At 47.0% G+C, this 12,165-nt stretch carries 17 protein-coding genes; 10 read left to right on the top strand and 7 right to left on the bottom strand.

Annotation, left to right across the window (positions count from 1 at the left end; genetic code table 11):
* Positions 1–161 precede the first annotated feature (161 nt).
* The 7 genes from ACYVB1_RS17750 to ACYVB1_RS17780 all read left to right on the top strand — a co-directional run bounded on the left by ACYVB1_RS17750 (position 162) and on the right by ACYVB1_RS17780 (position 4,262).
* On the top strand, positions 162–410 hold the full coding sequence (locus tag ACYVB1_RS17750; RefSeq protein WP_460925139.1) for a hypothetical protein: 249 nt from the start codon (positions 162–164) through the stop codon (positions 408–410).
* Between the two features lie 79 nt (positions 411–489).
* Entirely contained in the window at positions 490–831 is a 342-nt protein-coding gene (locus tag ACYVB1_RS17755) for a hypothetical protein (protein WP_460925141.1), read from the top strand.
* A gap of 98 nt (positions 832–929) precedes the next feature.
* Positions 930–1,661, top strand: a complete 732-nt coding sequence (locus tag ACYVB1_RS17760; RefSeq protein ID WP_460925142.1) for a hypothetical protein — start codon at positions 930–932, stop codon at positions 1,659–1,661.
* Between the two features lie 135 nt (positions 1,662–1,796).
* Complete coding sequence (locus ACYVB1_RS17765; RefSeq protein ID WP_460925143.1) at positions 1,797–2,240, top strand: hypothetical protein; 444 nt, start codon at positions 1,797–1,799, stop codon at positions 2,238–2,240.
* A gap of 313 nt (positions 2,241–2,553) precedes the next feature.
* Positions 2,554–2,895 (top strand): type II toxin-antitoxin system RelE/ParE family toxin, encoded by a 342-nt coding sequence (locus ACYVB1_RS17770; RefSeq protein WP_460925144.1) that lies wholly within the window; start codon positions 2,554–2,556, stop codon positions 2,893–2,895.
* Entirely contained in the window at positions 2,879–3,190 is a 312-nt protein-coding gene (locus tag ACYVB1_RS17775) for a helix-turn-helix domain-containing protein (RefSeq protein ID WP_460925145.1), read from the top strand. The genes ACYVB1_RS17770 and ACYVB1_RS17775 overlap by 17 nt, the downstream gene beginning before the upstream one ends.
* 106 nt (positions 3,191–3,296) lie before the next feature.
* Entirely contained in the window at positions 3,297–4,262 is a 966-nt protein-coding gene (locus tag ACYVB1_RS17780) for a glycoside hydrolase family 5 protein (RefSeq protein ID WP_460925146.1), read from the top strand.
* Between the two features lie 85 nt (positions 4,263–4,347).
* On the opposite strand, the gene ychF is transcribed toward ACYVB1_RS17780, so the two are convergent.
* Positions 4,348–5,445 carry a redox-regulated ATPase YchF gene (gene ychF, locus ACYVB1_RS17785; RefSeq protein ID WP_460925147.1) on the bottom strand — a complete coding sequence of 366 codons (1,098 nt, stop codon included), beginning with the start codon at positions 5,443–5,445 and terminating at the stop codon, positions 4,348–4,350.
* Between the two features lie 285 nt (positions 5,446–5,730).
* Complete coding sequence (locus ACYVB1_RS17790) at positions 5,731–6,075, bottom strand: DUF3276 family protein (RefSeq protein ID WP_460925222.1); 345 nt, start codon at positions 6,073–6,075, stop codon at positions 5,731–5,733.
* A gap of 130 nt (positions 6,076–6,205) precedes the next feature.
* Between ACYVB1_RS17790 and ACYVB1_RS17795 the strand changes: the two genes are divergently transcribed.
* A complete protein-coding gene (locus ACYVB1_RS17795; RefSeq protein ID WP_460925148.1) occupies positions 6,206–6,622 on the top strand; it encodes a septal ring lytic transglycosylase RlpA family protein in 417 nt (138 codons plus the stop codon).
* A gap of 5 nt (positions 6,623–6,627) precedes the next feature.
* The gene (locus ACYVB1_RS17800) at positions 6,628–7,539 is read left to right on the top strand and encodes a DUF58 domain-containing protein (protein ID WP_460925149.1); all 912 of its coding nucleotides are present in this window, start codon (positions 6,628–6,630) and stop codon (positions 7,537–7,539) included.
* 5 nt (positions 7,540–7,544) lie between these two features.
* Here the strand turns inward: ACYVB1_RS17800 and ACYVB1_RS17805 are convergent, their stop codons facing one another.
* From ACYVB1_RS17805 to ACYVB1_RS17815, 3 genes are all read right to left on the bottom strand, one after another.
* Positions 7,545–8,156, bottom strand: a complete 612-nt coding sequence (locus ACYVB1_RS17805; RefSeq protein ID WP_460925150.1) for a hypothetical protein — start codon at positions 8,154–8,156, stop codon at positions 7,545–7,547.
* 127 nt (positions 8,157–8,283) lie between these two features.
* Positions 8,284–8,907 carry a DNA-3-methyladenine glycosylase family protein gene (locus ACYVB1_RS17810; RefSeq protein ID WP_460925151.1) on the bottom strand — a complete coding sequence of 208 codons (624 nt, stop codon included), beginning with the start codon at positions 8,905–8,907 and terminating at the stop codon, positions 8,284–8,286.
* Positions 8,908–9,293: 386 nt separating this feature from the next.
* The gene (locus tag ACYVB1_RS17815; RefSeq protein ID WP_460925152.1) at positions 9,294–10,340 is read right to left on the bottom strand and encodes a threonine aldolase family protein; all 1,047 of its coding nucleotides are present in this window, start codon (positions 10,338–10,340) and stop codon (positions 9,294–9,296) included.
* A 78-nt stretch (positions 10,341–10,418) separates the two neighbouring features.
* On the opposite strand from ACYVB1_RS17815, the gene ACYVB1_RS17820 reads away from it, so the two are divergent.
* A complete protein-coding gene (locus ACYVB1_RS17820) occupies positions 10,419–10,634 on the top strand; it encodes a hypothetical protein (RefSeq protein ID WP_460925153.1) in 216 nt (71 codons plus the stop codon).
* Between the two features lie 110 nt (positions 10,635–10,744).
* Here the strand turns inward: ACYVB1_RS17820 and ACYVB1_RS17825 are convergent, their stop codons facing one another.
* Both ACYVB1_RS17825 and pyrE read right to left on the bottom strand, forming a co-directional pair.
* Positions 10,745–11,242, bottom strand: a complete 498-nt coding sequence (locus ACYVB1_RS17825) for a metallophosphoesterase family protein (protein ID WP_460925154.1) — start codon at positions 11,240–11,242, stop codon at positions 10,745–10,747.
* Between the two features lie 197 nt (positions 11,243–11,439).
* Positions 11,440–12,078, bottom strand: a complete 639-nt coding sequence (pyrE, locus tag ACYVB1_RS17830) for an orotate phosphoribosyltransferase (protein ID WP_460925155.1) — start codon at positions 12,076–12,078, stop codon at positions 11,440–11,442.
* Positions 12,079–12,165 lie beyond the last annotated feature (87 nt).

A 12,165-nucleotide genomic window follows, 5' to 3' on the forward strand; every position in this document is an offset into this window, starting at 1 on the left:
AGAACCTTGGTCAGACAGGAAAAGAAGGCTGATAATTACCTGGCATTCCTGCTGCTCGCGTGCATGAAGATAATGCTTAGGTATTTTTGAGATAGCTTCTAGTCTTGGCTTTTTTGATGGTGGGCTGTGAGCAGAAGGTATCTGAAAAGGCTATAGCGTCCTTGGATAACGAGGAATACCCTATATTTTCCCATGGCGGAGATGGGCTCCCAGATGATTTACCAGAAAGAAGATATGAAAAGTATACTGCCTTCAAAGTGAAAAGGAGATTTAGCAACATGGCTTTATTTCCTAACTACATTTCTTTAGAAAATGATACTGTCATAGTACATGAACCAAAGAAAGATAGCTCTCTTACAAGCGTAAAAATCATTTCTACAGGTTCCTTACCAGAAAAAAAAATACACTGAATTGAGAAGTGTTCAGACGAGAAATAATTTTGAAACTTTTCTGTTTCGGGACACGCTGCAATTGAAATTCTTTGACAGAATGAAATTCAGAGAAGAGGGCGTGAGAGTCAGAGTTATAAATAATCAGTTTACAGTTTCTCCTTACGTTGTTGATGATGACAATGTCATTTACACACCAAATAATTTAAGACCTCTGCCTTATACAGAGTCAGAGAGTTTTGTTCATTGGTGGTATGTGCCACAGGAACTGAACCTTTATCTATTCTTAAACCAAGAGTCATATGAGGTAGGGGATACAGTTTTTGGAGAGATAAACTATGTAGGTAGCTACCGTAATTCTACAATATATGCAAAGGGTAGCTTTAAGGGTACTGTAAAAGAAGGAAAATCATTTACCCTAACCTCACCTAAAAAGCACTAAAGCCCTTCATTGCCTAGCCTTTTAGCGCATATAAAAATATGAATTTCCCTTCTACTGAACCGCTATCATCCTTTGTTAACCTGTGAAGAACTGAAGCTATGCATCAGATATTGTTATTATCGCTACTCTTTCAGTTTAGCTCTTGGTTTGCTCCTTTAGCTGCACCAGAGGAAAATGGTGGATTCCAGTTCAACAACTTCAAGAAAAATTATGTGAAGATGCCAAAAGGATTGGAGCAAGCGGTGGAAGGATTGGGGGTGTATGAACACAACATGATATCAGGAGCAATGGCTAATTTGAGTGAAAAGGAATTCATTGATGAAGACAGCCTGCTTACTAATGTTGGTAATAAGGGCATCTTTGATGCTTTCTGCGACCCTTATGAGCCTGCAACGGACTTTAGTGCAGGTCAACACTACGATAGGGTAAAGATAACACTGTGTGGCAAAATTCCTTACAGCACAAACTTCACCACCACAGTTGTTCTCGTTGAGTATGACGTGATGTCGTACTGTGACAATAAGTTTGTTATATTGTTGCTAAACACAAAGGGTAATAGGATACTGAGCTTGGCAAGGGTGGCAATGCATGACTTCCAGAAAAGGAGATTAGGTTATACAAGGCTCACCAAAGCTCATACTTTTTATTATAAAGACGAGCCATATTCTGGAGATGTTAAAATTGATAGACAGGGGTTGGAAATTCTAAAGACAAAGGGAAAGAGAACACCAGAGAAACAGGATGACTGGGCAGACTACATAATTAACTATGCCAAATTCAGGATAAGTAAGGATGGCTATATTGAAGTGGTAGAAAAAGGGAAGATTTAATATCTCTTCAGGTGAGGGATACAGATTGTAGTACCAATCATCAACAGGTATTATCAAAAGAACAAAATGACATTACCTAACCCCACCTTTACGGTAGCTGCGCCACCGCAAAGCCTTATCCGTTAGCAAGTAATTATGATGAAATTTCTAAAGAAGATTCCTAAAGAGAACTACTGGGACTACTTTATACTTGCGGCAAGGTTTCTCATCGGGTGGACTTTCCTGAGGTACGGCTACAGCAAAATGGTGGATGGACAATTTGGTATAAGTGACGTAGAACTGGCCACACCGTTGAAGGATTTAAGCTTGTTTCGTGTCTCTTGGTACATGTTCGACCATCAACCCTTCAAGGCATTTATAGGTGTCTCACAGGTGATTTGTGGTGGTCTGCTCATCATCAACAGAACAGCCTTGCTTGGAGCGTTTCTCTTCCTTCCAATAGTTACTACAGTTCTGCTGATTGACCTTACATTTATGCCGACAGCTATGGCTAATGCCTTTGCATGGCGCCTGTCATTTTATATCCTGTTAGACTTTTTGATACTATGGCACTACAGGAGCAAAATGGAAGTAATCTAGAATGAGGTATGGCAAAATGTAAACACCAAATTCAAGTATCCGATTTGGATGTACATGCTACTGCCGCTTATGGCAATAGCTATCGAAGTAGCAGGTGTTTTACCGAAAGCATTGTACCACATCATCCTGAATCCAGATAGGGCATGGTCAGGCGTACAGGGAAGACTAAATAAAATCATCAGCATATAACACCTATCAGGTAGCTACGCCACCGCAAAGCCCAGGACGTTGAAGGAAATAGGAAATATAAGAGGAGAATATTTTATAATTTATAGTAACTTTTAAGTTACATTTACTGTTGAAAATACAACAGATGGATAAAGTCAGAGAAATCATCGCTTACAAAAATTACTTTGAAGATTTCTTGAAGAAGCAACCTGTTAAGGTGCAGGACAAAATATTTAAGATTCTGGAAGCGATAGAAACACTTGAGCGAGTGCCTCAGAATTACCTGAAGCACCTGACAGGCACAGATGGACTATATGAAGCACGCGTACAACTTGCTTCCAACATTTGGCGGGTGTTCTGTTTTTTCGACGAAGGCAAGCTAGTCATCCTGCTTAACGGTTTTCAGAAGAAAACACAAAAGACACCAAAGAAAGAAATCGACAAGGCACTACAATTAATGGCTGAATATTATGAAGGAAAAAGATAAACAAAGAGAAGTTAGTTCTTGGGCAGACATCAAGAACAGAGTGTACGGAGTGAAAGGCACAGAGAGACGTGATAACCTTGACAGGGAGTTTGAGTCGTTTAAAATTGGGCTTGAGTTGAAAAAGGCCCGCGAAGCACGACATCTTACTCAGCAGGAGTTGGGAGAAATCATTGACAAAAAAAGAACTTACATTTCCAGAGTTGAAAACGACGGAAGCAACCTAACGCTTAAAACTTTATTCGATATTGTTGAAAAAGGATTGGGCGGGAAAGTGAAAATCTCTATTGAGCTTTAAAAGAAGAATTACTACTCCGTAACCTAGTGCAGCCATAACCCCTTGCTTCGCTTTGGGCTTCGGTTGCACTAATCCGTTCACCAAACTATTGATCTAACCCCGAAGAATGAACCTAAGAACAACACTAGCAGCCCTTGCCCTGGCAGGTTGCACTTTCGCGGCCAGCGCCCAATCCGTAAAAAAGCACGGGCAGCTAACAGTTGACGGCACACAACTGAAAGATAAAAATGGAGAGGCTATTATGCTGCGTGGCATGAGCTATGGCTGGCACAACTTCTGGCCGCTTTTTTATAATGCCGGTTCTGTGAAATGGCTGCAGGAAGATTGGAACAGCACCGTGGTGCGTGCTGCCATGGGCATAGAACCCCGCAACGGCTACCTTGAAAAACCGGAGTGGTCAAAAGAAAAAATCAAGGCTGTGGTGGATGCCGCTATCAAAGAAGACATGTATGTGATCATCGACTGGCACAGCCATAATATTAACCTGGAAGAGGCCAAGGCCTTTTTTACTCAAATGGCGCAGACCTATGGCAAACACCCGCACGTGATTTATGAGATTTTCAATGAGCCGGACGAGGAGTCGTGGGAGGAGGTGAAGGCATATTCTACGGAGGTGATAGATGCCATACGGGCACATGACCCGGACAATATCATCCTGGTAGGCTCACCACACTGGGACCAGGACATTCATTTGGCGGCCGATGCGCCTATAACAGGCTATGATAACCTGATGTACACGTTACATTATTATGCTGCCACACATAAGCAGTCTCTCCGCGACCGCGGCGACTATGCCCTTCGCAAAGGCTTGCCCATTTTTATATCAGAATCGGCAGGTATGGAAGCAACCGGCGATGGGCCTTTGAACTTGGAGGAGTGGCAGCGGTGGATAGACTGGTCTGAGAAAAACAAAGTGAGCTGGATTACCTGGTCTGTTTCCGATAAAGATGAAACCTGCTCGGTGCTTTTACCTACCGCAAACGCAGAAGGGGGCTGGAAGGAGAAAGACTTAAAGCTATCAGGCAAGAAAAGCCGGGAGTATCTGAGGAAGTATAATGCAAAGCAAAAATAGCGGCTACACACTATATAAAACAGGAAAGGCGGGTAACACCCGCCTTTCCTGTTTTATATAGTTCTGCTCATCAGAGCGTTTTGGCTTACACGTTAAAGCGGAAGTGCATGATGTCGCCGTCCTGCACCACATAGTCTTTGCCCTCTACCGCCATTTTACCGGCTTCTTTGATTTTCGCCTCCGTTTTATACTCCTGGTAATCCTTTAGCTTGATTACCTCGGCCCGGATAAAGCCTTTCTCGAAGTCAGAATGAATCACACCGGCTGCGGCAGGTGCTTTCCAGCCCCGGCCAATCGTCCAGGCGCGCACTTCTTTTGGACCGGCAGTGAAGTAAGTGATCAGGTTCAGTAACTGGTAGGACGCTCTAATCAGCTTGTTCAGGCCAGACTCTTTCAGACCATATTCTGCCAGGAACATTTCTTTCTCTTCCGGGTCAGTCAGTTCAGCAATCTGCGCTTCGATAGAAGCCGAGATCAGAACTACCTGGGCATTCTCGCCTTTTACGTGCTCTTCCAATGTCTTTGAAAACTCGTTGCCGTCGTTCATAGAGTTTTCGTCCACGTTGGCAGCGTATATCACCGGCTTGGCTGTGAGCAGGTTCAGGTCTGCTACGGCTTCCAAATCATCCTCGGTCACATCAAGGCTGCGGGCGTTCAGGCCGGCCTCCAGGTGCGCTTTGTACTTCTCTAAGCTGGCGTGCTCTTTCTTAGCCTTAGCATCACCGGACTTGGCAGAGCGAACTACTTTCAGCAGTTTTTTCTCAACTGAATCCAAGTCTTTCAGCTGCAGCTCTGTATCGATGATTTCCTTGTCAGAGACAGGGTCTACCTTTCCGGCCACGTGCACAATGTTCGGGTCTTCGAAGCAGCGCACCACGTGAATGATGGCGTCTACCTCGCGGATGTTAGCCAGGAACTTGTTACCGAGGCCTTCGCCCTTGGAGGCTCCCTTCACCAGGCCGGCAATGTCCACAAACTCAATAACCGTTGGCAGCACGCGCTCCGGGTGCACCAGTTCTTCCAGCACCTGCAGGCGCTCGTCGGGCACCGTAATCACACCCACGTTCGGCTCTATTGTACAGAAAGGGTAATTGGCAGATTCTGCCTTGGCATTAGAAATAGCGTTGAATAAGGTAGACTTGCCCACATTTGGCAGTCCGACAATTCCGCATCTGAGTCCCATTGTAAATATCTTTTTAAATCAGGCCGCAAATATACAAAAAAAGGCCAGTATTTCAGAGGCAGCAGGGTAGAAGGAGGATTCTTGCCGCCTTTAGATGCTTTTAAGAGTGAATTCAGGTGTGGCAGGGTTCTTATACATCAGCCTGGGTTCTCAAGAACAGCAGCAAAATGGTGCTGAAAGGTTTCAGTTGCAGCCTGAGGCACTGCCTATAGAGACTTTTTCAAATCAAAAAGCCCATGGCGGTGCCATGGGCTGCGTTTATTTTCATTAAAATAATGGCTCAGTTTACTCCCACTTTAATTCGTTTCCGAAAGAAGGTTCTGCTTCTGCCTCTGCTTCTGCAACAGGAGTTGCCTCTAAAGAAGCCAGGGCTTCTTCTGTCAGTAGCTCGGATTTAACGTGGTCAATCGTTCCCTGGAGTGCCTCCATAAATTTTGCAAAGTCCTCTTTGTACAGGAAAATCTTGTGCTTCTCGTATGAGAAACTCTCCTCGTTAAACTTTCTTTTGCTCTCCGTGATGGTCACGTAGTAGTCATTCGAACGAGTTGATTTCACATCAAAGAAATACGTTCTTTTCCCGGCTCTCACCCTTTGGGAATAAATTTCTGCTTTGTCGTTGTTCTCTTCCACCGTTTTAAACGTTAAATTCAACTTTGTGAATCTAAAAGTAAAATTAATTTACGATATATAAAAGTTTTCGAATTTAAAATTTAAGATAAATTTTTCCCGTTATATTTGCAGTTGGACCAAAATGTTTACTATGAATTTATGTTCGATAGTATTCCTCTTTATCCTTACGCTTTATAACAGCACAGCAGGCTACACGGCAGAGGGCACAGCCTCTTATTATGCCGACCGTTTGCATGGCCACCGTACAGCCAGTGGGGAGCGCTACGATAAGAAAAAGTTTACCGCTGCGCATGCCACGCTGCCCTTCAATACGAAAGTGCTGGTAACCAACCTGAAAAACGGGAAGTCAGTGGTGGTGCGGGTGAACGACCGCATGGCACGCAGCCGCCACAACATCATTGATGTATCCAAGGCTGCAGCCATGGAAATTGATTTGGTACGGGAGGGAAGCGCTGTGGTGCGGCTTGATGAACTGAAAAAGGAGGTGACAGAGCAACAAGAGAAGCCACTTGCCGTTTCAGAAGCAGAAGCCACCCTCAAAAATTGACTGTCATGAAAAAGCCTCTCACCCTTGCCGATGTTCAGAAATTTGAAAACATGGAGTTTCTGGCTAAACAGCTGGTAGAGGGTTTTATAACGGGGCTTCACCAGTCGCCGTACCATGGTTTTTCAGTAGAGTTTTCAGAGCACCGGCTTTACAATGACGGTGACAGTACCCGCCACATTGACTGGAAGGTTTTTGCCCGCACTGATAAGCTGTTTGTGAAGCGCTACGAGGAAGAAACAAACCTGCGCTGCCACATGCTGCTGGATGTTTCGCCGTCTATGTACTACCCCACCGAGAACAACGGCAAGCTTACTTTTTCAGCCCTCTGTGCCGCTGCCCTTGCTACGCTGCTCCGCAAGCAGCGGGATGCGGTGGGGCTCGTTACTTTCTCAGACAGGGTTGAGTTACAGACTCTTGTGCGCTCAACCGGCTCGCACCTGCACACCCTGCTGCTGCTGCTGCAGAAGCAGCTGGATGAAAAACCAACCGCGAAGGATACAAATGTGGCAGAGGTCGTGCACCAGATTGCGCAGCAGATACCGAAGCGCTCCCTCGTGGTCATCTTCAGCGACATGCTTAGCCGGCAGGATGACCTGGAGGCTACCTTTGCTGCCCTCCAGCACCTGAAGCACCAGAACCACGAAGTGCTTATCTTCCATGTGATGGATCGCAAGACGGAGGAAGAGTTTGACTTTGCCGAGCGCCCTTATGTGTTTGTGGACGTGGAGTCGGGGCAGGAGCTAAAGCTGCAGCCCTCGCAGGTGCGGGAGCACTACCGCACCGCCGTAGAAAGCTATAAGCGTGAGCTGGAGCTGAAATGCGGCCAGTACAGAATAGATTTTGTGCCGGTTGATATCAGTGAGCCTTTCGATAAAGTACTTTATGCCTACCTTGTGAAGCGGGGAAAGGTGAGATAGTTTTTTTACTTTACAGTGTAGCGCACCAGCTCGTAGCGTTGCATCACCTTCTCGGAGTTTACGTAATGTTTGTCTGCCCGCACCAGGCCAATGCCGGGGGCAACATAATCCTCCTGTTTGATAGTGTGCGTAGCACCATCGAACTGTGATTTGTACTGGTTCTCGATTCTGAAAACATAGCTGGCGTATTTTTCAGAAGCAGCTGTAACGGTGTCCTGCTGCAGACTGCGCGTGGTCATGACCAGGAGGTCGTAGTCATGGTATTTATACATATAGCCTATGCCCCCATAGTTGTGGCGCTGGTAAATGGTGACGGCCTCTCTGGCTGTTTTGTTGTAATACACATAGCCTTCGTGGCTGTTCCGCACAATCTGCCCGTCGCTTAAAATATACCAGGTGCTGTTTTGGATGATAGTGTCTTTCTGTACCCTGTTTTTAAGCGAGCTGGTGGTTATCAGGTTCCCGTTGGTGTCATAATCCTTTACCTCATACACCCACTCATTCCCAACCCGAAGCGGCACAACTTCTTCTACTGGTAAAATATCGTTGTCTCTCTCGCAGGATGCGAGCGAAAAGAAAAGCAAGCTGGAAAGGATGTAAGTGAATGTTGTCTTCATAGTGTGTTTTCCATGGGGCTATAATGAGGAGAGCAAATTTGAAAAAAATTCTGCACGTGCTGTGTAACTGTAAAGTTATTTTTCAGGAGCTGGTTCAATACGTGTAGGTACTTGATGACCTCATTCTTTACTTCGGCATGTTGTCCAGCGATTGCCACAGGTATTTGCTGGCAATAGTGCGGTAAGGGCGCCAGTTATCTGCTATTTCCTGCATCCGTAGCTTTAGCGCTTTTCCTGTCTCTTCCAGCCCGTAATGCCGCTTCATGGCATTCTGAATACCTAAATCATCAACCGGAAACACATCAGGCCGCTCCAGGGCAAACATCAGCAGCATTTCCACCGTCCATCGCCCTACGCCCTTTATCTGCGTCAGGTGTTTTATCAGGTCCTCGCTTTCCATGTCATCTATGGTGGCGTGTGTCATGTTGCCCGCTGCTGCAAAAGCAGCCACATTCCGCACATAGCCTATCTTCTGAAACGAAAGGCCAGCGCTGCGCAACACCTCATCCGGTGCCTCCAGCACCAGCTGTGGGTGCGGGTAATCGCCCGGAAACAAGGCTGTAAACCGTTTGAAGATTACTGCCGCCACCTTTGTGCTCAGCTGCTGTGACACAATGGAACTGAGTAGCTTATAGTACAAATCCTCAGACCTGGACGACCGGAGTGGCTGGCCCTGCCTGATAATTGCCGCCATCACAGGGTCTTTATCCAGCACAGCTAATACTTCAGGAGAAGGGGAATCAGGAAACATAGTCTTTTTATATTTAAGCCCAAGTAGCTAAAATTTTCAGAGTCTGCCAACAAACAGGCTGGTTCAGGTGCCTTTAGATGAAAATCCGCTCCCTTCTGTGGGTTTTTGTAGGTGAAAATAAAAAGTGTGCAGCAGTGCCCGCAAACAGGGCCTGCTACTCACTTTGAGAGTGCTTCATAGAAAAAGGGGAGAAGCTTCGTTTGATTTGTGCCGAAAGAGTAAAAGAAAGTAGATCAGATAGTTGCCTGACTCTTCTTCGTGCTCGGACCATGAACATCTGCTTTTGTTGCAGCAGGTACAGCTTGTTTTACAGCCAGCAGGTTATGGGAAAAAAATAGCGCAGAATGTTTTCCGCGCTATCCTTAGTAAAAGAAGGGTCTGTAGAATTAAGCTGTGGCAACCGGGGCCTGGCTCAGTTCCTTTAAAACCTGTAGTGTGTGCTGCAGCATTTCATCTGTTACATCAAGGTGTGTCACAAACCGTATCATTTGAGGGCCAAAGCTCGAGGCACGGATATTTTCTTTGGCTAAAGCCTCCACAAAAGCCTTATCACTGTACTTGTCGTTCAGTTTAAAGATGACAATATTCGTTTCTACCGGCAGCACGCTTTCCACGTAATCTGCCTGTAGCAGGGTTTCCTCCATCGCTTTTGCCTTCTGGTGATCTTCCTGAAGGCGATCTATGTGGTTGTCGAGGGCGTAAATACAGGCAGCAGCAAGATATCCTCCCTGGCGTATACCGCCACCCAGCGCCTTTCTTACCCTTCGTGCCTTTTTGATGAAATCTGCGCTACCTAGCAGCACAGAGCCAACGGGTGCACCCAGCCCTTTTGAAAGGCATATAGAGATGCTGTCGAAATACTTTGCATAGTCCTGTGGGCTCTCTCCTGAGGCAGCCAGCGCATTGAATACACGGGCTCCATCCAGGTGCAGGGCCAGGTTGTGGCGCCTGCAAACTTCCGAGATAGCCGCAATTTCCTCCAGCGTATAATAGGTGCCGCCGCCTTTGTTGCAGGTGTTCTCCAGGGCTACCAGCTTTGTCTCCGGAAAGTGCACGTTGTCCAGCGGCCGGATGTGGGCTTCTACCTGCTGAGGTGTCATTTTGCCCCGGGTACCGTGCACCAGGGCAACTGAGGCGCCGGAGTTAAAAGAAATACCACCGCCTTCGTATTGATAGATGTGTGCCGTTACGTCGCAGATTACCTCTGTGAGCGGCTGTGTATGCACTTTAATAGCAATCTGGTTGGTCATGGTGCCGGATGGGCAGAAGAGGCCTGCCTCCATCCCGAACATGGCGGCTGTTTTAGCCTCTAAGGCATTTATAGTAGTGTCTTCGCCGTACACATCGTCGCCAACCTCTGCGCTGAACATGGCCTGAAGCATGGCAGGAGTGGGTTTTGTGACGGTGTCGGAGCGTAAATCTGTTATTTGCATGGTGATTTGGTTCTGGAAATACTTTACTTTGTAAAATTAATAACTTACTTTTGCCGTTCAAATTAAATTATTGCAACGATGGGAGTTACTAGATTAAAAAGAAAAGACCGTAAGAATAAGGCAAGAGCAAACAACAGAGTAGCAAGAATTAAGCAACTGCTGGCTACGCCTGTTATCAAGAACGTTGACATGGACGAGTTGAGAGCTCAGTTCGGTGAAGCTCCAAAGAACAAGCAAGAGGAGACTACTGAGGCGCCTGCTGCACAGACTGAAGAAGAAACTTCTGCTGAGTAGTTCTTTTTAGGGGTACGTAAGCCCATCTGCCTGCCGCTGCTATTCCAGCAAATGGCGGCGGCTTACTAAAAAGATTTCATAGTGTGTTTGCCACGGCAGGCACACTTTTTTTATGCCCTTTTGCCAAGCTCAACTACCTGCAGGTCCCGCACCTGGCCGCCCTCCACAGCGAAGCGTACCATCGTCCGGATTTTGTGGAACCCATGCCTTCCTGCTGCACCTGGGTTAATGTGTAGCAGGTTGTTCAGGCTTTTGTCCGTCATTACCTTCAGAATATGGGAATGCCCGGTAATGAACAGCTGTGGCGGATTCTCTTTGATGATGCTCCGCACATCCGGGTGGTACTTGCCGGGGTAGCCCCCGATGTGCGTCATCAGCACGTCCAGCCCATTCACCTCAAAGCGTTCCACCTTAGGATGCAGCTTCCGGACGTCCTGCCCGTCAATGTTGCCGTACACGCCCCGCAGCGGCGCCAGCTCGCGCAGCCGCTGCGATACCTCTGCCGTGCCGAAGTCGCCGGCATGCCAGATTTCATCACGGTCAGCGAGCAGCCGCAGTATCTGGTCGTCGAGGTAGGAGTGGGTGTCGGAAAGCAGGCCTATTTTCATGTCAGTTGTTTTTGCAGTCGTCTCAGGTTTACTGCAGAAAAGGGGGAGGGGTTATAAGTTTGTCGCGGAGGCAGCAGAAAAAACGGTCATTTCGACCAGAGGGAGAAATCTGTAAGCATTCAGGACAGATTTCTCCCTGGTCGTAATGACAGAGAAGATTTTTATTTATAGAAGCGCTAAACCTGGGCTTTCGATGCTTACTTGCTCCAGCTTTCCGGAGACTGCCGCCACTGTGCCAGGGCCTCCATGGCAGAGGCCTGTATGTAACCGTTGGCCACGGCGGCTTCAGTAAGGGCATTGTAGTTGCTGAGGCAATGCAGCGGGATGCCGGCTTTCCGGAAATTATCATCTGCCACGGAGAAACCGTAAGTGAAAATGGCAGCCATGCCAATTACTTCGGCACCGGCAGCTTTCACTGCTTCGGCGGCTTTAAGAGAACTGCCCCCTGTGGAGATAAGGTCCTCTACCAGCACCACTTTCTGGCCTTCCAGCAGCCTGCCCTCTATCTGGTTTCCCATGCCATGCTTCTTCGGCTCCGGCCTTACATACAGAAAAGGCATCTCCAGCAGGTCCGCTACGAGTGCACCCTGTGCAATGCCAGCCGTGGCTACTCCGGCAATGGCTTCTGCTTCGGGGTAATGCTGCTTAATGAGCTCGGCCAGTTGCTGCTTTATGTAGCTGCGGATATAAGGGAAGGAGAGGGTTACACGGTTATCGCAGTAAATGGGCGAGTTCCAGCCGCTGCTCCATTTGAAAGGTTGCTCTGGTCTTAGTTTTACCGCCTCGGTTTCCAGCAGGAAAGAGGCTACCTGATGTGCTGTGTTCGTAGAATCCATGGCCGAAATTACATAATTATTCTTCCTTTTTAAGCCTGCAAATTTTGTTTAAGGTGATTTATTTATTGATTTGTGTAAATTTAGAAT

Source organism: Pontibacter brevis (assembly GCF_054779655.1).

Excerpts from the sequence above, each read along its gene's own strand:
- ychF (WP_460925147.1), bottom strand. The coding sequence starts at position 5,445 with ATGGGACTCAGATGCGGAATTGTCGGACTGCCAAATGTGGGCAAGTCT.
- ACYVB1_RS17755 (WP_460925141.1), top strand. The coding sequence starts at position 490 with ATGAAATTCAGAGAAGAGGGCGTGAGAGTCAGAGTTATAAATAATCAG.
- ACYVB1_RS17805 (WP_460925150.1), bottom strand. The coding sequence starts at position 8,156 with ATGAAGACAACATTCACTTACATCCTTTCCAGCTTGCTTTTCTTTTCG.
- ACYVB1_RS17820 (WP_460925153.1), top strand. The coding sequence starts at position 10,419 with ATGGGAGTTACTAGATTAAAAAGAAAAGACCGTAAGAATAAGGCAAGA.
- ACYVB1_RS17795 (WP_460925148.1), top strand. The coding sequence starts at position 6,206 with ATGAATTTATGTTCGATAGTATTCCTCTTTATCCTTACGCTTTATAAC.
- ACYVB1_RS17770 (WP_460925144.1), top strand. The coding sequence starts at position 2,554 with ATGGATAAAGTCAGAGAAATCATCGCTTACAAAAATTACTTTGAAGAT.
- ACYVB1_RS17800 (WP_460925149.1), top strand. The coding sequence starts at position 6,628 with ATGAAAAAGCCTCTCACCCTTGCCGATGTTCAGAAATTTGAAAACATG.
- ACYVB1_RS17760 (WP_460925142.1), top strand. The coding sequence starts at position 930 with ATGCATCAGATATTGTTATTATCGCTACTCTTTCAGTTTAGCTCTTGG.
- ACYVB1_RS17775 (WP_460925145.1), top strand. The coding sequence starts at position 2,879 with ATGAAGGAAAAAGATAAACAAAGAGAAGTTAGTTCTTGGGCAGACATC.
- ACYVB1_RS17765 (WP_460925143.1), top strand. The coding sequence starts at position 1,797 with ATGATGAAATTTCTAAAGAAGATTCCTAAAGAGAACTACTGGGACTAC.
- ACYVB1_RS17810 (WP_460925151.1), bottom strand. The coding sequence starts at position 8,907 with ATGTTTCCTGATTCCCCTTCTCCTGAAGTATTAGCTGTGCTGGATAAA.
- ACYVB1_RS17825 (WP_460925154.1), bottom strand. The coding sequence starts at position 11,242 with ATGAAAATAGGCCTGCTTTCCGACACCCACTCCTACCTCGACGACCAG.
- pyrE (WP_460925155.1), bottom strand. The coding sequence starts at position 12,078 with ATGGATTCTACGAACACAGCACATCAGGTAGCCTCTTTCCTGCTGGAA.
- ACYVB1_RS17815 (WP_460925152.1), bottom strand. The coding sequence starts at position 10,340 with ATGCAAATAACAGATTTACGCTCCGACACCGTCACAAAACCCACTCCT.
- ACYVB1_RS17780 (WP_460925146.1), top strand. The coding sequence starts at position 3,297 with ATGAACCTAAGAACAACACTAGCAGCCCTTGCCCTGGCAGGTTGCACT.